The following is a 21,307-nucleotide window of genomic DNA, read 5'->3' on the forward strand; positions in this document are numbered from 1 at the left end:
CTGCTCGGCATAAAGACCTATCGACGCGTATCGACGCCTTATCCCCGCAGAAAGCTCACGATTCCGTCAGAGATCCCCTGAGCCGCCTTCTGCCGCCAGCTGCCGTTGGTGATCAACGCCTCGTCCTTGGCGTCCCGCATATTGCCGCACTCGATGAACACCTTGGGGACGGTGGACAGATTGAGGCCGCCCAGGTCCTTGCGCACGTCGAGCCCCGTGCCCTTGCCGATGTAGTTGGACGGGGCGCTGCCCGTCGCGCTCAGGAACTTGCCCGCGACGCGCTCACCCAGGGCGCGCGACGGGGCGACGATCTTGGAGGTGTCCGCCGAGCCCGACTTCACCGACGCGGGCAGGATCACGTGGTAGCCGCGGTTGCCGGCCGCCGAGCCGTCGGCGTGGACGGAGACGACGGCGTCCGCGTGGGCGTTGTTGCCGATGCGGGCACGCTCGTCGACGCAGGGACCCCAGGGGCGGTCGCCGTCCTGGGTGAACTTCACCGTGGCGCCCTGCTTCTCCAGGAGCGTGCGCATGCGGCGTGAGACGTCGAGAGTGAACTGGGCCTCGCTGTAACCGTTGTTGGTGGAGGTGCCCGTGGTGTCGCATTCCTTGCGGTTGGTGCCGATGTTCACCAGGCGGTTGATCTCGGCCGTGTGCCTGCCGTTGCCCGGGTTGTGGCCCGGGTCGATGACGACGACCTTGCCCTTGAGGGGGCCGGAGGCCGCGGGGCCGCTCGACGACTTCGGCGGCTTGGTCGCGCTCGGCTCGTCGCTCGCCTTGTCGTCGGCTTCCTCGCCCTTACCGGCCTTGTCACCCTTGCCGTCGTCCTTTTCGGACGCCGACGGGGACGGCTTGTCCGCCGACGAGCCCTGCGCGGACGCGGACTGGCTCGACGCGGGGAGAGTTCTGGGCGGCTCGCTGCCGCCGGGTCCGCTCGTCGCCTCGTAGATGAGCCACCCCGCCAGGCACGTCGGCACCAGCGCGGCGAGCGTCACGGTGAGGGGGCCGCTGCTGAAACGGCGGGGCGGGCGTGGGGGCTGGCTTTCGGGACCGACGTACGACACGGGTGACACCTTACGGGCCGTTCATGTGCTCCGCAGCGTCCCTGGCCTCTCCGCCGCAAGCCCGTCATCTCGCCGACGGCGAGGTCGGATCCCCGTTCTTGTCCGTCGTCAGATCCCCGCGCCCGTCCGTCGCAGTACGCGCAGGGAGTCGGTTGCCGAGACCTCGGTGAACGCGCCGGACTCCAGGGCCCGGAGGTAGACGCGGTAAGGGGCCTGGCCCGTCATGATGTCCGCCGGGTCGGGGAAGACGTCGTGGATCACCAGGAGGCCGCCGTCGGCGATGTGCGGGGCCCAGCCCTCGTAGTCGCCCGTGGCGTGCTCGTCCGTGTGTCCGCCGTCGATGAAGACGAGACCGAGCGGCCCGCCCCAGGCCTTCGCCACCTGCGGAGAGCGCCCGACGATCGCGATCACATGCTCCTCCAGGCCCGCGTGGTGGAGCGTGCGGCGGAAGGTGGGGAGGGTGTCCATCCGGCCGATCTCCGGGTCGACCGTCGCCGGATCGTGGTACTCCCAGCCCGGCTGCTGCTCCTCGCTGCCGCGGTGGTGGTCCACGGTGATCGCCGTGACGCCCGCCGCGCGTGCGGCGTCGGCGAGCAGGATCGTGGAGCGGCCGCAGTACGTTCCGACTTCCAGGAGCGGCAGGCCGAGCGCTGCCGCTTCCGCTGCCGCCGCGTACAGGGCGAGGCCCTCGCCGGCGGGCATGAAGCCCTTGGCCGCTTCGAAGGCGGCCAGGGTCTCCGGCTCGGGGTGCCGGGCGGATGTAGGGGCCATGGGGGTTCCTCCCGGTCGTGAAAATGCGGCCGTATAAATGCGATGGGGTTCGTCTGCGGGCCGCCTTATGCTGCCGCATGGCCCGGCCGTTGACCGAGGCGGGGCCGTACACAGGAGTGGAAGGCGGCATGACCATGCAACTCGTACCGGCGGATCCGACGGTGCTGCATCCCTTTCCGGACCAGCCTCGTGTCGTACTCCTGAAGCCGCTGGTGAAGTCGCCGCTGATCGAGGTGGGGGAGTACTCCTACTACGACGATCCGGATGACGCGACGGCCTTCGAGACGCGCAATGTCCTTTACCACTACGGGCCGGAGAAGCTCCGTATCGGGAAGTTCTGCGCGTTCGGCACGGGGGTGCGGTTCATCATGAACGGCGCCAATCACCGGATGGACGGGCCCTCGACCTTTCCGTTCCCCATCATGGGCGGCTCGTGGGGCGAGCACTTCGATCTGATCAGCGGGCTGCCGGGGCGGGGAGACACCGTTGTCGGCAACGATGTCTGGTTCGGGCACGGTGTGATGGTGATGCCCGGGGTGCGGATCGGGCACGGGGCCGTTGTCGCCTCCGGCTCGGTTGTCGTTGACGACGTTCCTGATTACGGCATCGTCGGCGGCAATCCCGCCAAGCTCATTCGTACGCGGTACAGCGAGGACGAGGTTGCGCGGCTGCTTGCCGTGGCCTGGTGGGACTGGCCTGCGGAGCAGCTCACCGAGCATGTCCGGACTGTGATGTCCGGGACGATCGATGAGCTGGAGAAGGCGGCTTCGCGGGGTTAGAGGGTTTCTTTCCCCAACCCCGCCCCTTCCCGAAAACCGTGCCTGCGCCCCGGACCTACCTGGGGCTCCGCCCCAGACCCCGGTCCTCAATCGCCGGACGGCTGAAAGATCTCAGCCTGTCCGGCGTTTGAGGACGAACTCGGCGGAGCCGGTGATGACGGTACGCACAAGGCACAGGGCCCCCGCGCCGAGCGGGTTCGCGGGGAGGGGCGGGGTTGGGGAGAGCCCCGCAGGGATCACCCCTACGCCAGCACGTCACTCCCACCCGGCAGCGGGAGATCAACCTCCACCGCGTCCCCGCGATGCGCCGCCGCCGACGCAAGCGGCGCATGCCCGGCTGCCGTCGCGGCGAGGACGTACGAGCCGTCGCCCGGGACGGAGAGCGAGTAGCGCCCGACCTCGTCCGTGAGGGCCGAGCCCGCCTGCCGCCCCCTGCGGTCGATCAGCGTGACCTTGGCCCGCGCGACCGGCGCCCCGGAGGGGCTCAGTACCCGGCCGTGGAAGCCGGCGAGCGCCTCCGTGGCGGCACGCAGGTTCGCGTCCTCCTCGCTGCTCGCCCGGAGCTGGGTCTTGACCGAGCGGCGGGCGGAGGGCAGGAACAGGGCGAAGACGAGGCCCAGGGCGACCGCGCCCGTGGCGATCAGGAAGGACGTGCGGAAGCCCGTCATCGTGGGGATGGCGACACCACCCACGTGGTCCGCCGTGTTGGCGAGGACCATGCCGATGACGGCGCTCGAAACCGACGTACCGATGGAGCGCATCAGGGTGTTGAGGCCGTTGGCCGCGCCGGTCTCCGACGGCGGCACGGCCCCGATGATCAGCGCGGGAAGCGAGGAGTAGGCGAGGCCGATGCCCGCGCCGATCACCACCGCGATGATGATCGTCTGCCAGGCGGCGCTCATCAGGCCGAGGCCCGCGCCGTAGCCGATCCCGATGATCAGCATGCCGAGGATGAGGGTCACCTTCGGGCCGTACTTCGCCGAGAGGCGCGCGTACACCGGCGCCGTGAACATCATCGTGAGGCCGAGCGGTGCCACGCACAGGCCCGCGACGACCATGGACTGGCCGAGGCCGTAGCCGGTGGAGGTCGGGAGCTGGAGCAGCTGCGGGAGGACCAGCGAGATCGCGTAGAACGCGACGCCGACCGTGATCGAGGCGAGGTTCGTGAACAGGACCGCCGGGTGGGCCGTGGTGCGCAGGTCCACCAGCGGCGCCTTGAGGCGCAGCTCCATCACGCCCCAGAGGACCAGGACGAGCGCCGCAGCGCCGAACAGGCCAAGGGTCATGCCCGAGGTCCAGCCCCAGTCGCTGCCCTTGGTGATGGGCAGGAGGAAGAGGACGAGACCGGCGGAGAGGCCAAGGGCGCCGATGACGTCGAAGGTGCCCTCGGCCTTCACGTTGCTCTCGGGTACGAAGAGGACGGTCAGGAGCATCGATATGACGCCGAGGCCCGCCGCGCCGAAGAACAGCATGTGCCAGTCGGCGTGCTGGGCGGTGAGTGCCGCGAGCGGCAGGGCGAGGCCGCCGCCGACGCCGATGGACGAGCTCATCAGGGCCATCGCGGAGCCGAGCTTCTCGCGGGGCAGCTTGTCGCGCATCAGGCCGATGCCGAGCGGGATGGCGCCCATCGCGAAGCCCTGGAGGGCGCGGCCGACGATCATCACGACGAGGCTGTCGGTGAAGCCGCAGATCAGCGATCCCACGACCATCACGGCCAGGCTCGTCAGAAGCATGCGGCGCTTGCCGTAGAGGTCACCGAGCCGGCCCATGATCGGGGTCGAGACGGCGCCCGCGAGCAGGGTCGCCGTCATGACCCAGGTGGCGTTCGACGGCGTGGTGCTCAGCAGCGTCGGCAGGTCCTTGATGACCGGCACCAGGAGCGTCTGCATCACCGCGACGACGATGCCGGCGAAGGCGAGTACGGGGACGACTCCGCGGGTGCCGCGTTGTTGGGTCGTCGACTGCGTCATTACGTGGGGCCTCCGGGGCGGTGCAGATGCTGGCAGGGGTACGTGCAGTAGGAACCTGTTTCCCGAGGCGACTATTCCGACGGATGTCGTACGAGGGGAAGTCTTGACCTGTTGTTAACCGGGCGCTTACGGGAGGCCCGCGGTCGACGGCGAGACGGGCGCGCATCTGACCTTCCGTCATATTGGAACGTGTTCTAGTCTGTCGCCGTCCCGGAAGCTGCTACCGGCGAGGACGCGCATGAGCATCGGAATCACGCAGGAACAGCGGGAGTTGGCGGCGGCGGTGCGCGGCTGGATCGCCCGTGCCGTACCGCCCGAGGAGGTGAGGAAACTGCTCGACGCGCCGCCCGGCGCAGGCGGCAGGCCCGCCTACTGGGACGGCCTCGCCGAGCAGGGGCTGCTCGCGGTGCACCTGCCCGAGGAGTACGGGGGCGGGGGCGGCGACCTCGTCGACCTCGCCGTAGTACTGGAGGAGGCCGGGCGGGCCGCGCTCCCGGGGCCATACCTGGCCTGTTCCCTCGCCTCGGAGGTGCTGCGCCGCGCGGGCGCCCGCGAACTGGCCGCCGACCTGGCGTCCGGGGCGCGGATCGGCGCCGTCGCGCTCGGTGCGGGCACGCTCACCGCGGTGTCCGTGGCGGACGGCTGGGTCCTGGACGGCACCGCGCCGCCCGTACTCTCCGGAGCGGACGCCGACCTGCTGATCCTCCCCGCGGAGGCCACGGGGTCCGCTGAGCCGGGGGCCGCGGAGTCCGCGGAGTCCGCGCGCGGGACCGTGTGGCTCGCTGTCGACGCGGCCGAGCTGACCGTACGTACGCAGGAGAGCGCCGATCCGACGCGGCCCACCGCCGAGGTGACGGCGGACGGGGTGGAGGTCCCGGCCGCGCGGGTGCTCGACGTCGACGCGGCACTCGTACGCGACCTGGCGTGCGCCCTGTACGCGGCGGACGCGTGCGGGGCGGCGGCCTGGGCGCTTGAGACCGCCGCCGAGTACGCGAAGGTACGCGAGCAGTTCGGGCGGCCGATCGGGCAGTTCCAGGCGGTCAAGCACACTTGCGCGGACATGCTGGTCCGCCTCGAACAGGCGCGGGCACTCGCCTGGGACGCGGCGCGGGCGGCGGACGAGCCCCCGGAGGTGAGAGGACTCGTCTCCGCGCTCGCAGCCGGGGCCGCGCTCGACGCCGCGTACTCCTGCGCCAAGGACGCCATTCAGATCCTCGGCGGCATCGGCTTCACCTGGGAACACGACGCGCATCTGTATCTGCGCAGGTCACTGGCTGCCCGGCAGCTGCTCGGCGCCGGTGACACGCACCGGCTGCGGGCGGTACGGCTGGCGGAGAGCGGGGCGCGGCGCGAGCTGCGGATGGAGCTGCCGCAGGAGGCGGAGGCCTACCGGGATGCGGCCCGCGAGGCCATCGCACCGGCGCGTGGACTCGACCCGGCCGCCGCCCGCAAGGCACTCGCGCCGACCGGCTACGCGGCTCCCCATCTGCCCGAGCCGTACGGCCTGGGCGCGGGCCCCATCCAACAGCTCGCCGTCCAGGAGGAGTTGGCGGCAGCCGGGGTGCGCGTCAGCGATCTCGGGATCGCCACCTGGGTGGTGCCCTCGCTCATCTCGTACGGGACCAGTGAGCAGCAGGAGCGGTTCCTCGCGCCGACGCTCAGGGGCGAGGTGCTGTGGTGCCAGCTGTTCAGCGAGCCGGAGGCGGGCTCCGACCTGGCCTCGCTGCGGACGCGGGCTGAGCGGGTCGACGGCGGCTGGCTGATCAACGGCCAGAAGGTGTGGACGAGCGCGGCGCAGTGGGCGGACCACGGGATCCTGCTCGCCCGCACGGACCCGGACGCGCCCAAGCACAAGGGCCTGACGTACTTCCTCATCGACATGAAGCGGGCGTCGGGCGTCGACATCCGCCCGCTGAAGGAGATCACCGGGGACTCCCTCTTCAACGAGGTCTACTTCGACGACGTCACGCTGCCCGCCGACGCGGTCGTCGGCGAGGTGAACGACGGCTGGCGGGTCGCGCGCCACACCCTCGGCAACGAACGCGTCCACATGGCCGACCAGTTGACCTTCGACACCGGCCTCGAAGCGCTCATCGCGCGCGCCGGGGATCTCGACGGCGCCTGCCGCGCGCGGATCGGCGCGCTCGCAGCCGAGGCGCACGCGCTCGCCTGCATCGGCCTGCGGACGACGATGCGGCAGGTGTCCGGCGCGGAACCGGGCGCCGGGGCCTCCATCCGCAAGCTCGTGCAGACGCCGCACCAGCAGAAGGTCGCGGAGCTCGCCGTCGAGCTGCTCGGCCCGGCGGGCGCGGTGCGCGAGGGCGCGGGGGAGCGGGCACTGCACGGCTTCCTGATGTCGCGCTGCCTGACCATCGCGGGCGGGACCACGCAGGTGCAGCTGAACGTCGTCGCGGAGCGCCTCCTCGGCCTGCCGAGGGACCCCGAGCCGCGCCCCATCATCTAGCCGCGCCCCCACCACATAGAAGGAGCTGGCCAGTGAAGGCGTACATAGTCGGCGTCGGAATGACGAAGTTCGAGAAGCCCGAGACACGGGACTGGCAGTACTGGGACATGGCGAAGGAGGCGGGGACGAAAGCGCTCGGCGACGCCGGGATCTCGTACGAGGACGTGGAGCAGGTCCCGGTCGGCTACTGCTTCCAGGCCTCGACGGCCGGGCAGCGGGCCGCGTACGAGCTGGGCCTGACCGGCGTCCCCGTCTACAACGTGAACAACAACTGCGCGACGGCGTCGACCGCGCTGATGATGGCGCGGCAGTTCGTCGAGGGTGGCATCAACGACTGCGTGCTCGCGCTCGGCTTCGAGAAGATGGCGAGGGGAGCGCTGGGAGGCGGGAGCGACGGGGGCGACTTCAAGACGTCCCCCGTGGCCCGGCACTACGGCGTGATGGCCGCGGCCCACGGCTTCGAGATGACACCGCCCACCGCCCAGATCTTCGGCAACGCGGCGCGCGAGCACATGGAGAAGTACGGGACGACCGAGGCGCAGCTCGCCGCGGTGGGCGCGAAGAACCACCGGCACTCGGTGCACAATCCGTACGCCCAGTTCCAGGACGAGTACACCGTCGACGAGATCCTCGCCGCCAAGACCATCCACCGCCCCCTCACCAAGCTGCAGTGCTCGCCGACGTCGGACGGCTCCGCGGCGGCGGTCGTCGCCTCGGAGCGGTTCGTGGAGCGGCACGGCCTTCAGGACCGCGCCGTGGAGATCGCCGCGCAGGCGATGACGACGGACACGGGGGATTCCTTCGACTCGGGCTCGTGCATCGACGTCGTGGGGCAGCCGATGTCGAGGGCGGCGGCCCGGCAGGTGTACGAGAGGTCGGGCCTCGGCATCGAGGACGTCGACGTGATCGAGCTGCACGACTGCTTCTCGATCAACGAGCTCCTCACGTACGAGGCGCTCGGCATGTGCGGGGCGGGGGAGTCCGGGAAGCTCGTCGAGAGCGGGGCGACGACGTACGGCGGGCGGTGGGTGGTGAACCCGTCGGGCGGCCTGATCTCCAAGGGGCACCCGCTCGGCGCGACCGGCATCGCCCAAGTGGCGGAACTCACATGGCAGTTGAGGGGAGATGCCGGGGCCCGGCAGGTGGCCGGGGCCCGGGTGGGGATGGCGCACAACATCGGGCTCGGGGGCGCGGCGGTGGTGACGTTGCTGCGTAAGGGATAGGGGGCTGGAAATGGGCAGGGACGGCGGCCGTGGGTCCTAGGACTCAGGGCCGAGGATCTTTGCGCCGAAACCCCGATGCACGGGGCACGCAATCCCTGAGAACATGCCCGTCATGGTCCAAACGCCCCCTGACACTTACATAGCCGCGACCTCGCGGAAGTCCGCACCCGTCTGGGCAGTGCTGCTCGCCGCCTGCGCGGGGCAGTTCCTCGTCGTCCTGGACGTGTCGGTGGTGAACACCGCGCTCCCCTCCATGCGGTCCGACCTGGGCATGAGCGCCGTCGGACTGCAGTGGGTGGTCAACGCGTACTCGATCGCCTTCGCCGGCTTCATGCTGCTCGGCGGGCGGGCCGGTGACCTCTTCGGCCGCAAGCGGATGTTCCTGGTCGGGCTCGGGCTCTTCACGGTGGCCTCGCTCGCGGGCGGGCTCGCGCAGGCCGAGTGGCAGCTGCTCGCGGCGCGGGCGGTGCAGGGGCTCGGCGCGGCGGTCCTCGCCCCTTCGACCCTGACGATCCTCACGTCCGCGGTGCCCGAGGGGCCCGCCCGGATACGGGCGATCGGGACCTGGTCGGCGGTCGGCGCGGGCGGTGGCGCCGCGGGCGGTCTGGTCGGCGGGGTCCTCACCGACCTGCTCTCCTGGCGCTGGGTGCTCCTGATCAACGTGCCGATCGGTGCCCTCGTCATCGTCGCGGGCGTGGCCTGGCTGACCGAGAGCCGGGCCGGTGAGGCACGCCGCCTCGACGTGCCGGGCGCGGTGCTCGTGACGGCGGGGCTCGCCACGCTCGCGTACGGGATCGTGCAGACGGAGGAGAAGGGCTGGACCGCTTCGGCGACCCTGGTGCCGCTGGCCGCAGGGCTCCTGCTGCTCGGCCTCTTCGTCCTGGTCGAGGCGCGTACGAAGATGCCGTTGATGCCGCTGAAGCTGTTCAGGGTGCGGTCCGTTTCGGCGGCGAACGCGGCGATGTTCGTGTGTGGCGGCGGGATGTTCGCCATGTGGTTCTTCATGACGCTGTACGCGCAGAACGTCCTGGGGTACTCGGCCCTGAAGGCGGGCCTGGCGTTGATTCCCTCGTCGCTGACGATCGTCTTCGGGTCGAAGCTGGCGCCTCGGTTGATGCCGGTGCTCGGGGCGAAGAACGTCTCCGTGCTGGGGATCTTGGTGGCGGCGGCCGGGTTCGGCTGGCAGTCCCTCATGACCGCTGACGGCGGCTACGTCACCTCGATCATGCTGCCCGGCATCGTGATGATGTTCGGCGCGGGCCTCGCCACGACGCCGCTGGCTTCCCTTGGCACTTCGGGGGCGGAGCCTGGGGACGCGGGGCTCGTCTCGGGGCTCATCAATACGTCGCGGACGATGGGCGGCGCGCTGGGCCTCGCGGTGCTCTCGACGGTCTCCGCTTCGCGGATGGGGGGATCGACCACGCCGGAGGCGCTGACGTCGGGGTACGCGATGGCGTTCCGGACCAGTGGGTGCATTTTGTTGGTGGGGGTGCTGGTGCTGTTGGTGTGGATGCCGCGGGACGCTTCCAAGCGCTGACTTTCCCCAACCCCGCCCCTTCCCGATAACCCGCTCGGCGCGGGGGCCCTGTGCCTTGGGGTTGCCGTCATCACCGGCTTCGCCGAGTTCGTCCTCAATCGCCGGACGGGCTGAAAATTCACTCCGGCCGGGCAGGTCTTTTAGCCGTCCGGCGCTTGAGGACGCCCCCGCGCAGCGGGTTTTCGGGAAGGGGCGGGGTTGGGGAAAAGGTCCCTCAGGTCGGCTAAAGCCAGCCCCGCTGCCGCGCCTCCCGCACCGCCTCCATCCGGTTCCGCGTCCCCGTCTTCCCGATCGCCCCCGAGAGATAGTTCCGCACCGTCGACTCCGAGAGGTGCAGCTTCGACGCGATGTCGGAGACCGTCGCTCCGTCCACGGAGGCCCGCAGCACATCCGCCTCCCGCGCCGTCAGCGGACTGGGCCCCGCGCTCAAGGCCGCCGCCGCCAACGCGGGGTCGATCACCGTCTCGCCCCGCAGCGCCTGGCGGATGGCCTCGGCGAGGTCCTCCACCGGGCCGTCCTTGACCAGGAAGCCCACCGCGCCCGCCTCCATGGCCCGGCGCAGATAGCCGGGCCTGCCGAAGGTCGTGAGGATGAGGACCCGGCACTCGGGGCACTCGTCCCGCAGGTCCGCCGCCGCGTCGAGCCCGCTGCGGCCCGGCAGTTCGATGTCGAGGAGCGCCACGTCGGGGCGGGAGTTCAGCGCCGCGTCGACGATCTCGTCGCCCGCGACGACCTGCGCGACGACCTCGATGTCCTCCTCCATGCCGAGCAGCAGCGCAAGGGCGCCCCGCATCATGCCCTGATCCTCGGCGAGCAGGACTCTGATCATGGGGTGCGCTCCTCCGTAACGGGGCCGGTCACAACCGGGCCGGTACTGAACTCGGTGACCGGCAGCTCCGCCGTGACCCGGAAGCCGGAGCCGCCGCGCGGTGCGGGGCCGGACTCCAGGGAGCCGCCCGCCGCCGCGAGGCGTTCGGCCAGGCCCGTCAGCCCGCTGCCGGGCGCTGTCGAGCCTACGCCGCGGCCGTCGTCGGTGATCAGCAATCGAGTCCGTTCGGCGGTGCCCGCCACCTCGATCTCGCAGCGGGTCGCCTCTGAGTGGCGTACGACATTCGTGGCGGACTCCCGGACCACCCAGCCGAGCAGCGCCGCCGTCTGGGGGGCCAGGGGCGGCCCCGACTGGCGTACGACCGCCTCGATGCCCGCCGCGTCCAGGAGATCGCGGGCCCGGTCGAGCTCCGTGGCGAGGCTGCCCTCGCGGTAGCCGGTGACCGCCTCGCGGATCTCGGTCAGGGCCTGGCGGCCGACGGACTCGATGTCGGCGACCTGACCGAGCGCCGCGTCCAGGTCGCGGGGGGCGAGCCGGCGCGTGGCCTCAGCCTTGACCACGATCACCGAGAGCGTGTGGCCGAGGAGGTCGTGCAGGTCACGGGAGAAGCGCAGACGTTCCTTCTCGACGGCACTGCGCGCCAACTCCTCGCGGGTGGTGCGCAGTTCCTTGACCGTCTCGGAGAGGGCCAGGATCGCGGCCGTCACCATGACGGAGAGGAACGTGCCGTACGCGATGCCCGCCGCGTCCCAGCCCTCCCGCAACCCGCCCACCACCGCCGCGGAGATGCTCAGGGCGAAGCCCGCGGGAGCCAGCTGCCTGCCCCGCAGGACCGAGCCGGTGGCCAGGCCGAGGAGCGGGAAGAACATCAGCCAGCTGTCGCCGTAGCCGATGGCGAGGGCGAAGGTGACCGCGGTGAGGCCGAGCAGCGAGTACTTGGTGGCGCGCGCCTCCCGGGCCTGCCTGGTGAAGGCGCGGAACACCACGCTGATGTAGAGGGAGTTGAAGGCGAGGAGGCCGATGCCGGCGATCCAGGGGTTGCCCGCCTTGCCCTGGAGGAGGTTGGAGAAGGAGCCCATGCCCATCAGGAGCCAGGGCAGCATCGCGAAGCCGTTGGGCGGGCCCAGGTCCTCGGGCCTGCTCCGGCCCGACTTCTCCCGCTCCCGCATCTCGGCGTACTGCGCCCTGCCGCTGTGCTTCCAACCCGCGATACGCGTGTGCCTCTGCCAGAAGTTCTTCACCGGCACTGCCTCTCCGACATTGCTTCTCCTGTCGCACCCGTGGTCTGTCGTCGGCGTCGTCATGCGGTCCGCGCAGCCCGGCGGTACGAGGTCACAGCGTACGAACCGAACGCGAGCAGCCAGGCGGTGAGGACCGCGAGCGTGCCGAGACCGATGCCGCCGCCGTCCGTCACGGACGTACCGAGCTGTGCGAAGCGGTGTGTGGGTGTGTAGTCGGACAGGGCGCGCAGCCAGCCGGGGAACAGGCCGACGGGGAACCAGAGGCCGCCGAGCACCGCGAGCCCCAGATTGCAGGCCGTGTTCACGACGCCCGTGGTCTGCGCGGTCAGGCGGTAGCCGTTGCCGAGCCCCAGCATCGTGAAGGGCAGTGAGCCGAGCCAGAGCAGCACCGCGGCCGCCGCCCACTGCCAGGCCTCCAGGCGTACGCCGTTGACCAGGCCGCCCGCGGCGAACACCGCCACGATCGCCGGGAGCACGGTCACCGCACCGGTCAGGGCCCGGCCCGTCACGACCTCGCGCGGGGTCATCGGAGTGACGCGCAGTTGGCGCAGCCAGCCGATCGTCTTGTCCTCGGCGACGCCGGTGCCGGTGTTCATGGCGGCGATCATGGCCCCGTACGCGGCCATGCCGATCATCGACGTCGTCTTCCACTCGTCGTAGCCGGAACCCCCGCCGATGTTGGTGAACAGCAGATACATGAGGACCGGGAGCCCGATGCCGCCGATCACGAAGCCGGTGTCGCGGAGCGTCCTGCGTACTTCGAGCCTGAGGTAGGCGAACATCACACGGCCTTCGGGGTGAGGGGAGCGGTCTTCGGATCGAGAGGCGCGGTCAGGGACAGGAACGCCTCGTCGAGCGAGGCCGCCGCGACCTGAAGGCCGCGGATCGCGCCGAGCTCCGCGAGCGCGATCACGGTCGCGTCGGAGTCCGTCGTACGCAGTCGGGCCCGGTCCCCGTGCACTTCGACGGAGACCACACCGGGCAGCAGCGTCAGGCCCTGTGTGCCGCGCCCGGCCAGGTCGAAGGAGACGGTGTTGCCGCCCGCGGACCGCTTGACCTGCTCGCCGCTGCCGTCGGCGACGATCCGGCCGTGGTCCATGACGACGATCCGGTCGGCGTGCCGGTCCGCCTCCTCCAGGTAGTGGGTGGAGAACAGGACGGTGTTGCCGCGCCGCGCGTAGGACCGCATCGACGCCCAGAACGTCTGGCGCGCCTCCACGTCGAGGGCGGCGGTCGGCTCGTCGAGGACGATCAGCGAGGGGTTCCCGGCGACCGCGACCGCGAACCGCACCCGCTGCGTCTGGCCCCCGGACAGCTTGTCGACGCGCCGACCGGCAAGCTCCTCGATCCCGGCGAGGGCAAGGGCCTCGCCGACGGGCAGCGGCGCCGGATAGCGCCCGGCCACGAAGGAGACGAGCTCGCGCACGGTGACCCGCGGGACCAGGCGGCCCTCCTGGAGCATGGCGCCCACGTGCCCGGCGCGCACGGCGTCCTCTGGCGGGCCGCCGAAGAGTTCGACGCGGCCCGTGTCGGGGTCGTCGAGGCCGAGCAGGAGGGAGATCGTCGTGGACTTGCCCGCGCCGTTGCGGCCGAGCAGGGCGACGGTCTCCCCGCGGTGGATCTCCAGGTCGACGCCGTCGACGGCGCGGAGCGGGCCGAAGGCCTTGACCGCGCCGCTGAAGGAAACCGCCTGCTCGTCGGGACGCTCGGAGGGGACTGTCTTCGTCATGGCTATGACGCTACGAATCCGGGTTGGTGCGGCGGCAGATGTGGTTGTACGGACTCGGCCGGTACAAATGTCACACGCGTGATCAGTGTCGTATCTGACGTGACGTCAGGAGTCTTCACAACTACCGGACGCTCAGCTATACATGGGATCGCCGGACTGGAACGCGTTCTAGAACGGGCTCCTCCGGCCCTGTTGCGACCTCGGTGCGACCGACGGTGCGGACGGTCGCACCGAGGTCTTCAGACCGGCCAAGGAGCTGCCAACCACATGCCCATCGATGCCGCGAAAGCACTGGCCGCGGAGCCCAGGTCGGCCGAGATCACCTGGGATCACAAGGACGTTCAGCTCTACCACCTGGGCCTGGGAGCGGGCGTCCCCGCCACCGGCCCCGACGAGCTGCGCTACACCCTGGAGTCCAAGCTGCACGTCCTGCCCAGCTTCGCGACCGTCGCGGGCGCGGGCATGGGCGTCGTCGGCGGGCTCTCGTCACCCGGCATCGAAGTGAACCTGGCCGCGGTGCTCCACGGCGGCCAGAGCATCACGCTGCACCGCCCGATCCCGGTCAAGGGCAAGGCCACCACCACCTCCAAGGTCGCCGCCGTGTACGACAAGGGCAAGGCCGCGATCCTCGTCCTGCGCACCGAAGTGACCGACGGGGAAGGCCCGTTGTGGACCAGCGATGCCCAGATCTTCGTACGCGGTGAAGGCGGATTCGGCGGCGAACGCGGCCCCTCCACCCGCCTCCCGGCCCCCGAGGGCGAGCCCGACAAGGTCGTCGAGCGCGCCGTCCGCGAGGAGCAGGCGCTGCTCTACCGCCTCTCCGGGGACTGGAACCCCCTGCACGCCGACCCCGAGTTCGCCAAGCTCGCGGGCTTCGACCGGCCGATCCTGCACGGCCTGTGCACCTACGGGATGACGCTGAAGGCCGTCGTCGACACGGTCCTCGGCGGCGACGTCTCGCGGGTGCGCGGCTACAGCACGCGCTTCACCGGGATCGTCTTCCCCGGCGAGACCCTGCGGATCCGGATGTGGCGCTCCGAGGGCCGCGTCCAGGTGGCGGTGACGGCGGTCGAACGGGACGACGCGCCGGTACTCGCCGACACGATCGTCGAACACGCCTGAGGCGACGGACACATCTGAGGCGACGGACCCATCTGAAGCGACGTACACGCCTGAATCTTCGTACGAGAGGAGCCGCACCATGCGCGCAGCCGTGCTGCACGAGATAGGCCAGGACAAGCTCGAGGTCCTCGACGACGTCGAGACGGTGGGCTTCGGTCCTGGCAAGGTGAAGATCCGGGTACGGGCCACCGGCCTGTGCCACTCCGACGTCTCCGCGATGAACGGCGTACTTCCGCAGCCGGGGCCTTTCATCCCCGGCCACGAGGGCGCGGGCGAGATCCTCGAAGTCGGCGACGGGGTGAGCGGGATCAGCCGGGGAGACAGGGTCCTGGTGTGCTGGCTGCCCGCCTGCGGCCAGTGTCCTGCGTGCAAGCGCGGCCAGAGCCAGCTGTGCCTCGCCGGGTTCATGAATGCGGGCACGCCCAACTTCAAGCGCCCCAGCGGTGACGTCTTCGGCTTCGCGGGCACGGGGACCTTCACCGAGGAGGTCGTGGTCGACGCGGGCTGCGCCGTGCCGATCCCGGACGACGTGCCCTTCGACATCGCGGCCCTCATCGGCTGCGGAGTCACGACGGGGCTCGGCGCGGCCATCAACACCGCTGATGTGAAAGCCGGTTCGTCGGTCGCCGTCATCGGCTGCGGCGGTGTCGGCATCTCCGCGATCCAGGGCGCGCGGCTCAAGGGCGCGGCGCAGATCATCGCCGTCGACCCGGTCGAGTCGCGGCGCGAGGCCGCACTGCGGTTCGGCGCGACGGAGGCGGTCGCGCCGGACGCCCTTGAGGACGCCAAGCAGCGGGTGACCGGCGGCGAGGGCTTCGACTACGTCTTCGAGGTCGTCGGGAAATCCGCCACCGCCCGCACGGCGTACGAGACGACGCGACGGGGCGGCACCCTCGTCATCGTCGGCGCGGGCGCCATGGACGACAACCTCCAGCTGAACATGTTCGAGCTGTTCTTCGACGAGAAGAAGATCCTGCCGTCCATGTACGGCGGCGGCGACGTCCTGCAGTCCTACGAGCGGGCCATCGCGCTGTGGCGCGCGGGCCGGATCGACCTGGAGAGCATGATCACCCACCGGGTGCCGCTCTCCGAGATCAACGAAGCGCTTGACCAGATGCGTACGGGCGTCGCGCTGCGTACGTGCATCGAGATCTGAGAGGACGTCGATCCCTGATGGCACAGCCATTGCCACGGCCGCTCGAAGGTTTGGCCGCGATCGTCACAGGAGCGGGCCGGGGCCTCGGGCGTGCGGAGGCCCTGGAGCTCGCCCGGCTCGGCGCGAGCGTCGTCGTCAACGACTTCGGTCAGAGCGGCCGCGACGGTTCGGGCGAGGCGTCGGCGGCGCCCGCCGAGGAGGTCGCGGCCGAGATCCGGGCGGCGGGCGGGCAGGCGGTCGCGCATCTCGGCGATGTCGCGGACCACGAACAGGCGCGCGGGCTCGTCCAGTTGGCGATCGACACGTACGGAAAGCTCGACATCCTGGTCAACAACGCGGGGATCCTGCGAGACCGGATGATCTTCTCGATGAGCGAGAGCGAGTGGGACTCGGTCATCCACGTCCACCTCAAGGGCCACTTCAACACGACGCACTTCGCGTCCGTGCACTGGCGTGAGCGCTCCAAGGCGGCGGGTGGACCGGTGTACGGCCGGATCGTCAACACCTCATCTGAGGCGTTCCTCGCGGGTTCGGCGGGCCAGCCGAACTACGCGGCGGCCAAGGGCGGCATCGTCGGCCTGACGACGTCGAGCGCGCTGGCGCTCGGCAAGTACGGCGTCACGGCGAACGTCATCTGCCCGCGTGCGCGGACGCGGATGACGGAGGACGTCTTCGCGGGGTTCCAGGAGCCCGGCGCCGACGAGCTGGACGCGCTCGCTCCCGAGCATGTCGCTCCACTGGTCGGCTACTTGGCTTCGCCTGCGGCGGCCGGGGTCAATGGGCAGTTGCTGGTGGTCCACGGCGGGATGGTGGCCGTGGTGGAGCGGCCCAAGGTGGCGGCGAAGTTCGACACGGCGAAGGACGCATTCTCGTACGAGGAACTGGACGAGGTCCTTTCGCCTTATTACGCGGGGCGGCCGGTGAACGAGACCTTCGCGGCGTCTGAGGTACTCGGGCTGAAGCGGGGGTGAATGTCGCCTGACGCGACAAACGCCGGACGGGCTGGACACATCCAGCCCGTCCGGCGTTTGAGGACGAACTCGGCGGAGCCGGTGATCGACGGCGCCCAGGCCAGGGGCCTACTCCTCGCCCGGCCGACGGTGCCGCCCCTGCGGCGCCCCGCCCTCATCATGCTCAGCCACAGGCCCCCGATGCCTACCGGCGCCGGAACTGCCCGCCGCCTCCCGCGGCTCGGGATTCTGCTCGGACTCCGTGCTCATCTCGGTTCTCATCAACACACTCACCCCGTAAACCGGTAAATCTGTAACCCTGTAAATCCGTAACGCCGTAAGAAGGTCGTTCGATACGGCCGGACGAGTCTAACGAACGCCCGTACGCCCCGTGAGAGGCGCCTGCTGCAAAGGAACGGGCCGCGCGGCGACCGGCGAGGGCGCCGCCGCCGGAGGAGCCGGTTCCGCCTCCGCGACCCCGCACGGCACCGCTTCCGTGGCGTAGGGAAGCCGCAGTGCTCCCTCGCGCGTCCACCACCCTGAACCGGCCAACCACCCGGCAGGCGCGGCCAGTTGGTGCACACGTCTCTCGGCGGGACGCCATATGCCGAGCCAGCTCCCCGCCGCCCCGTCGATCCGCAGCGCCACCGCACAGCCCTCCGGCATCAGCGTCTGCCCGGGCTGGATGGCGAACGGCGTCACCGCGAGGTCGGGCAGCCGCAGGCACTCGGGGAAACGCACCGGGCGCGTACCGCCGAGGACTCCCCAGCCCAGCCGGTCGTGCCCCGGCGCGTCCGAGCGGATCAGGAGCAGCCCGCTCTCTGCGTCCGCGAGCAGCACCCGGTCATTGCTCTCGTCGGCGATCTGAAGGAGGGGGGAGACCTCGCCGCCCCGCCCCAGATCCACCGCCACCGCCTTGACCCGGCCGCCCAACTCCCGGTCCAGGGCGAGGATCCGGCCCTCCTCGTCCAGCCAGGCCCCGCCCGAACAGCGCCCCGGGATCTCGGCGACGTGCTCGGGCCCGAAGGCGCCGCCCGCCACCAGCCACAGGGCCGTCGATCCCTCGCCCACCGCGAGCGCGTAGGCCTGGCCGCCGACCGGTGACGGCGGCAGCAGCGTGAGCCGGGACTCGCCGCACTCCACGGCGCCGAGCGGCACCTCGCCGGTCTGCGGGCCCGTCGGGTACAGGAGCGCGAAGACGTGCCGTCCGTCGACGGCGCGGTGGATCAGGACCCGCCCGTCGGTCATCGGGAGTACTTCCGTGCCGGGCTCCTCCGGCCGGCTGCCGGGCAGCGGCACCGCGTAGGGCTCGGGGGAGTCGAGGGTCCAGCGCTCGGGGAACCAGGAACCGCCGTCGTAGGTGAGGCGAGCGGCGTACGTGCCGTCGGTGGTGATGACTGGGGGTGTCGCGGGCGCGGGGCGGGACGTCGGCGCGGTGATGGGCTCGGGCTCAAGCGTGGGCGCTGTCATGGGGGGTACCTCCGGGCCACGAAGCTAGTTTTCGCACGCACTGCCGTGGCACCTGTGGTCATCCGCTTCACACAGAAGGGTGGCGATGTGCCGATTCGCCTGAGGGCGTGGGGGTGGTTGTGCTGGGCGAGGAGGGCGCGCTTAAAGTAAGGCGAACCTAAGTGGTTGAGGAGCGGTCCGAGCAGCACATCAGCGCGGACGGCGGCTCGGCCACCACACCCCCTGGAGCCCCGATGTCCCCGTCTGTACGGTCCCTGCCCGCACGGTCCGAGCGAGCGCGCCGCCACCGCGCCACCGCGGCCATCGCCCTCGCCGTGGCCGGCGCGCTCTCCCTCGCGGCCTGCGGGTCGGGTGACGCCGACGGCTCCGGCAAGTCCGACAACGGCAGCGGCAGCAAGGCCGTCGCCCAGGGCGGCGACGACTTCTCCAAGGCCGCCGAGCAGACCGCGAAGATGGGCACCACGGCGAAGCCGGGCGAGTTCCCGCGCACCATCACGCACGCCCGCGGCAAGACCGAGCTCAAGGCGCAGCCGAAGCGGGTCGTGGTCCTGGACGTGGGCGAGCTCGACAACGTCGTCTCGCTCGGCGTCAAGCCCGTCGGCTACGCCCCCACCGAAGGCGACGACGGCATCCCCGGCTACCTGAAGAAGGACGCGGGGAACCCCAAGGACATCGGCACGATCAACGCCCTCAACCTGGAAGCGATCGCGAACCTCAAGCCGGACCTGATCATCGGCAGCGAACTGCGCGCGGCCAAGCTCTACCCGCAGCTCTCCAAGATCGCCCCGACCGTCTTCTCCATCCGCCCCGGCTTCACGTGGAAGGAGAACTACCTCCTGAACGCAGCCGCGCTCGACAAGACGGCCAAGGCGAAGGAGGAGCTCGGCGCGTACGAGAAGAAGGCCAAGGCGCTCGGCAAGGAGATCGGCGACGGCGGCAAGAAGCCGACGATCACGATGCTCCGCTACATGCCCGACCGCGTCCGCCTCTACGCGAAGGCGTCGTTCATCGGCACGATCCTCGACGACACCGGCCTGCCCCGCCCCAAGAACCAGCAGGTCAACGACCTCGCCACCGAGATCAGCACCGAGAAGATCGACGACGCCGACGCCGACTGGATCTTCACCGGCGTCTACGGCGACGCCAAGAAGACGGGCCGCACCGAGGCCGAGAAGAACCCGCTGTGGAAGAAGCTCGACGCGGTCAAGGCCGGTCAGGCCAAGGACGTCCCGGACGAGACCTGGTACCTGGGCCTCGGCGTGACGGCGGCGAACGAGGTCCTCGGCGACCTCAAGGGCTTCCTCGTCAAGTAGTACGCGGCTGAGCGGTACGAGCGGTACGCCACCGGTGCGTGGCCGGTAGCAGTACGTAAGCCATGGCCAGTGGGGCACGGAGGGAAGGTAGCCTTTCCCCGTGCCCCGTCTGTCTGAAGTCATCGCCGCCCTCGACGCCCTGTGGCCCGCCGAACTGGCCGAGAGCTGGGATGCCGTCGGCACGGTCTGCGGCGACCCCGACGCGGAGGTCTCCCGGGTCCTCTTCGCCGTCGACCCCGTCCAGGACATCGTCGACGAAGCGGTGAAGCTGGGCGCCCAGCTCCTCATCACGCACCACCCGCTCTACCTGCGCGGCACGACCACGGTCGCGGCCGACACCTTCAAGGGCCGAGCCGTCCACGACCTCATCAAGAACGACGTCGCGCTGCACGTCGCGCACACCAACGCGGACCGCGCCGATCCCGGCGTCTCCGACGCCCTCGCGGGCGCGCTCGACCTGCGCATCGTGCGTCCCCTCGTACCGGACCCGGCCGACGCCCAAGGGCGCCGCGGCCTCGGCCGGATCTGCGAGCTCGAACACCCCCTGACGCTCCGAGAACTCGCCGCCCGCGCGGCCGAGCGACTGCCCGCCACCGCGCAGGGCATCCGGGTCGCGGGCGATCCGGAGCAGCTCATCCGCACCCTCGCGGTCAGCGGCGGCTCCGGCGACAGCCTCTTCGACGACGTACGCGCGTCAGGCGTGGACGCCTTCCTCACCGCCGACCTGCGCCACCACCCGGTGTCGGAGGCCCGCGCGCAGACTCCGCTCGCGCTGCTCGACGCCGCGCACTGGGCCACCGAGTGGCCGTGGTGCGAACTGGCGGCGACCCAGCTCGATCAGATCTCCGACCGTCACGGATGGGGACTCCGCGTCCACGTCTCCAAGACGGTCACCGACCCCTGGACCGCCCACGCGGCCTCGAATACCCACACCACAGGAGCCCCCAACTGAACGCCGCGCCCGCCGACCAGATCCGACTCCTCGACGTCCAGGCACTCGACGTACGCCTCCAGCAGCTGGCGCACCGGAAGAAGTCCCTGCCCGAGCACGCCGAGATCGAGTCCCTTAACAAGGACCTCGCGCAGCTGCGCGACCTGCACGTCGCCTCGACGACCGAGGAGAGCGACTGCTCCCGCGAGCAGACCAAGGCGGAGCAGGACGTCGACCAGGTGCGCCAGCGCGCGAACCGCGACCAGCAGCGCCTCGACTCCGGCGCCGTGACGTCCCCCAAGGACCTGGAGAACCTCCAGCGCGAGATCGCCTCGCTCGCCAAGCGCCAGGGCGACCTGGAGGACGTGGTCCTCGAGGTCATGGAGCGCCGCGAGTCCGCGCAGGAGCGGGTCTCCGAGCTGACGGAACGTGTCTCCTCGGTCCAGGCGAAGATCGACGACGCGACGGCCCGCCGTGACGCGGCCTCCGAGGAGATCGACGGCGAGGTGGCCACCGCCTCCAAGGAGCGCGAGGTCGTGGCGGGTTCGGTCCCGGCCGACCTGCTCAAGCTCTACGACAAGCTGCGCGTCAAGGAGGGCGGCGTCGGTGCGGCCAAGCTCTACCAGCGGCGCTGCGAGGGCTGCCGCATCGAGCTGGACATCACCGGGGTCAACGAGGTGAAGGCGGCGTCCCCCGACACCGTCGTGCGGTGCGAGAACTGCAGCCGCATCCTGGTCCGCACGTCCGAGTCCGGCATCTAG

18 protein-coding genes are annotated in these 21,307 nt (G+C 70.8%); 10 read left to right on the top strand and 8 right to left on the bottom strand.

Annotation, left to right across the window (positions count from 1 at the left end):
• Positions 1-38 precede the first annotated feature (38 nt).
• Entirely contained in the window at positions 39-1,061 is a 1,023-nt protein-coding gene (locus ACWFRJ_RS09915) for an N-acetylmuramoyl-L-alanine amidase (protein WP_453526540.1), read from the bottom strand.
• 108 nt (positions 1,062-1,169) lie between these two features.
• Positions 1,170-1,832 carry a class I SAM-dependent methyltransferase gene (locus ACWFRJ_RS09920; RefSeq protein WP_453526542.1) on the bottom strand — a complete coding sequence of 221 codons (663 nt, stop codon included), beginning with the start codon at positions 1,830-1,832 and terminating at the stop codon, positions 1,170-1,172.
• A gap of 134 nt (positions 1,833-1,966) precedes the next feature.
• Between ACWFRJ_RS09920 and ACWFRJ_RS09925 the strand changes: the two genes are divergently transcribed.
• Entirely contained in the window at positions 1,967-2,611 is a 645-nt protein-coding gene (locus ACWFRJ_RS09925; RefSeq protein ID WP_453527184.1) for a CatB-related O-acetyltransferase, read from the top strand.
• Positions 2,612-2,853: 242 nt separating this feature from the next.
• Here the strand turns inward: ACWFRJ_RS09925 and ACWFRJ_RS09930 are convergent, their stop codons facing one another.
• A complete protein-coding gene (locus ACWFRJ_RS09930; protein WP_453526545.1) occupies positions 2,854-4,581 on the bottom strand; it encodes an MFS transporter in 1,728 nt (575 codons plus the stop codon).
• A 238-nt stretch (positions 4,582-4,819) separates the two neighbouring features.
• Between ACWFRJ_RS09930 and ACWFRJ_RS09935 the strand changes: the two genes are divergently transcribed.
• From ACWFRJ_RS09935 to ACWFRJ_RS09945, 3 genes are all read left to right on the top strand, one after another.
• Complete coding sequence (locus ACWFRJ_RS09935; protein WP_453526547.1) at positions 4,820-7,045, top strand: acyl-CoA dehydrogenase; 2,226 nt, start codon at positions 4,820-4,822, stop codon at positions 7,043-7,045.
• A 32-nt stretch (positions 7,046-7,077) separates the two neighbouring features.
• A complete protein-coding gene (locus tag ACWFRJ_RS09940; protein ID WP_453526550.1) occupies positions 7,078-8,268 on the top strand; it encodes a lipid-transfer protein in 1,191 nt (396 codons plus the stop codon).
• 112 nt (positions 8,269-8,380) lie between these two features.
• A complete protein-coding gene (locus ACWFRJ_RS09945; protein WP_453526553.1) occupies positions 8,381-9,805 on the top strand; it encodes an MFS transporter in 1,425 nt (474 codons plus the stop codon).
• A 223-nt stretch (positions 9,806-10,028) separates the two neighbouring features.
• On the opposite strand, the gene ACWFRJ_RS09950 is transcribed toward ACWFRJ_RS09945, so the two are convergent.
• From ACWFRJ_RS09950 to ACWFRJ_RS09965, 4 genes are all read right to left on the bottom strand, one after another.
• The gene (locus tag ACWFRJ_RS09950) at positions 10,029-10,634 is read right to left on the bottom strand and encodes a response regulator (RefSeq protein ID WP_453526555.1); all 606 of its coding nucleotides are present in this window, start codon (positions 10,632-10,634) and stop codon (positions 10,029-10,031) included.
• Entirely contained in the window at positions 10,631-11,803 is a 1,173-nt protein-coding gene (locus ACWFRJ_RS09955; protein ID WP_453527186.1) for a sensor histidine kinase, read from the bottom strand. The genes ACWFRJ_RS09950 and ACWFRJ_RS09955 overlap by 4 nt, the downstream gene beginning before the upstream one ends.
• A 131-nt stretch (positions 11,804-11,934) precedes the next feature.
• The gene (locus ACWFRJ_RS09960) at positions 11,935-12,657 is read right to left on the bottom strand and encodes an ABC transporter permease (protein ID WP_453526558.1); all 723 of its coding nucleotides are present in this window, start codon (positions 12,655-12,657) and stop codon (positions 11,935-11,937) included.
• Positions 12,657-13,604 (bottom strand): ABC transporter ATP-binding protein, encoded by a 948-nt coding sequence (locus ACWFRJ_RS09965; RefSeq protein WP_453526561.1) that lies wholly within the window; start codon positions 13,602-13,604, stop codon positions 12,657-12,659. Before ACWFRJ_RS09965 ends, ACWFRJ_RS09960 begins: the two co-directional genes overlap by 1 nt.
• A gap of 267 nt (positions 13,605-13,871) precedes the next feature.
• On the opposite strand from ACWFRJ_RS09965, the gene ACWFRJ_RS09970 reads away from it, so the two are divergent.
• From ACWFRJ_RS09970 to ACWFRJ_RS09980, 3 genes are all read left to right on the top strand, one after another.
• Positions 13,872-14,726: a MaoC/PaaZ C-terminal domain-containing protein gene (locus tag ACWFRJ_RS09970; protein WP_453526564.1), complete on the top strand. Its 855-nt coding sequence runs from the start codon at positions 13,872-13,874 to the stop codon at positions 14,724-14,726.
• A 79-nt stretch (positions 14,727-14,805) separates the two neighbouring features.
• Positions 14,806-15,882 (top strand): Zn-dependent alcohol dehydrogenase, encoded by a 1,077-nt coding sequence (locus ACWFRJ_RS09975; RefSeq protein WP_453526567.1) that lies wholly within the window; start codon positions 14,806-14,808, stop codon positions 15,880-15,882.
• A 17-nt stretch (positions 15,883-15,899) separates the two neighbouring features.
• Complete coding sequence (locus ACWFRJ_RS09980; protein ID WP_453526570.1) at positions 15,900-16,853, top strand: 3-oxoacyl-ACP reductase; 954 nt, start codon at positions 15,900-15,902, stop codon at positions 16,851-16,853.
• A gap of 348 nt (positions 16,854-17,201) precedes the next feature.
• Here the strand turns inward: ACWFRJ_RS09980 and ACWFRJ_RS09985 are convergent, their stop codons facing one another.
• The gene (locus tag ACWFRJ_RS09985) at positions 17,202-18,302 is read right to left on the bottom strand and encodes a hypothetical protein (protein ID WP_453526573.1); all 1,101 of its coding nucleotides are present in this window, start codon (positions 18,300-18,302) and stop codon (positions 17,202-17,204) included.
• A 233-nt stretch (positions 18,303-18,535) separates the two neighbouring features.
• Here ACWFRJ_RS09985 and ACWFRJ_RS09990 point away from each other — a divergent pair, with 233 nt between their 5' ends.
• From ACWFRJ_RS09990 to ACWFRJ_RS10000, 3 genes are all read left to right on the top strand, one after another.
• A complete protein-coding gene (locus ACWFRJ_RS09990) occupies positions 18,536-19,615 on the top strand; it encodes an ABC transporter substrate-binding protein (protein ID WP_453526576.1) in 1,080 nt (359 codons plus the stop codon).
• A 100-nt stretch (positions 19,616-19,715) separates the two neighbouring features.
• Positions 19,716-20,567, top strand: coding sequence for a Nif3-like dinuclear metal center hexameric protein (locus ACWFRJ_RS09995; protein ID WP_453526579.1), 852 nt, complete (start codon positions 19,716-19,718; stop codon positions 20,565-20,567).
• On the top strand, positions 20,564-21,307 hold the full coding sequence (locus ACWFRJ_RS10000) for a zinc ribbon domain-containing protein (RefSeq protein ID WP_453527189.1): 744 nt from the start codon (positions 20,564-20,566) through the stop codon (positions 21,305-21,307). Before ACWFRJ_RS09995 ends, ACWFRJ_RS10000 begins: the two co-directional genes overlap by 4 nt.

It is taken from the genome of Streptomyces sp. NPDC055239, assembly GCF_053606205.1.

Excerpts from the sequence above, each read along its gene's own strand:
- ACWFRJ_RS09950 (WP_453526555.1), bottom strand. The coding sequence starts at position 10,634 with ATGATCAGAGTCCTGCTCGCCGAGGATCAGGGCATGATGCGGGGCGCC.
- ACWFRJ_RS09920 (WP_453526542.1), bottom strand. The coding sequence starts at position 1,832 with ATGGCCCCTACATCCGCCCGGCACCCCGAGCCGGAGACCCTGGCCGCC.
- ACWFRJ_RS09935 (WP_453526547.1), top strand. The coding sequence starts at position 4,820 with ATGAGCATCGGAATCACGCAGGAACAGCGGGAGTTGGCGGCGGCGGTG.
- ACWFRJ_RS09970 (WP_453526564.1), top strand. The coding sequence starts at position 13,872 with ATGCCCATCGATGCCGCGAAAGCACTGGCCGCGGAGCCCAGGTCGGCC.
- ACWFRJ_RS09960 (WP_453526558.1), bottom strand. The coding sequence starts at position 12,657 with ATGTTCGCCTACCTCAGGCTCGAAGTACGCAGGACGCTCCGCGACACC.
- ACWFRJ_RS09975 (WP_453526567.1), top strand. The coding sequence starts at position 14,806 with ATGCGCGCAGCCGTGCTGCACGAGATAGGCCAGGACAAGCTCGAGGTC.
- ACWFRJ_RS09985 (WP_453526573.1), bottom strand. The coding sequence starts at position 18,302 with ATGACAGCGCCCACGCTTGAGCCCGAGCCCATCACCGCGCCGACGTCC.
- ACWFRJ_RS09990 (WP_453526576.1), top strand. The coding sequence starts at position 18,536 with ATGTCCCCGTCTGTACGGTCCCTGCCCGCACGGTCCGAGCGAGCGCGC.
- ACWFRJ_RS09930 (WP_453526545.1), bottom strand. The coding sequence starts at position 4,581 with ATGACGCAGTCGACGACCCAACAACGCGGCACCCGCGGAGTCGTCCCC.
- ACWFRJ_RS09980 (WP_453526570.1), top strand. The coding sequence starts at position 15,900 with ATGGCACAGCCATTGCCACGGCCGCTCGAAGGTTTGGCCGCGATCGTC.
- ACWFRJ_RS09945 (WP_453526553.1), top strand. The coding sequence starts at position 8,381 with ATGGTCCAAACGCCCCCTGACACTTACATAGCCGCGACCTCGCGGAAG.
- ACWFRJ_RS09965 (WP_453526561.1), bottom strand. The coding sequence starts at position 13,604 with ATGACGAAGACAGTCCCCTCCGAGCGTCCCGACGAGCAGGCGGTTTCC.
- ACWFRJ_RS09925 (WP_453527184.1), top strand. The coding sequence starts at position 1,967 with ATGCAACTCGTACCGGCGGATCCGACGGTGCTGCATCCCTTTCCGGAC.
- ACWFRJ_RS09955 (WP_453527186.1), bottom strand. The coding sequence starts at position 11,803 with ATGCGGGAGCGGGAGAAGTCGGGCCGGAGCAGGCCCGAGGACCTGGGC.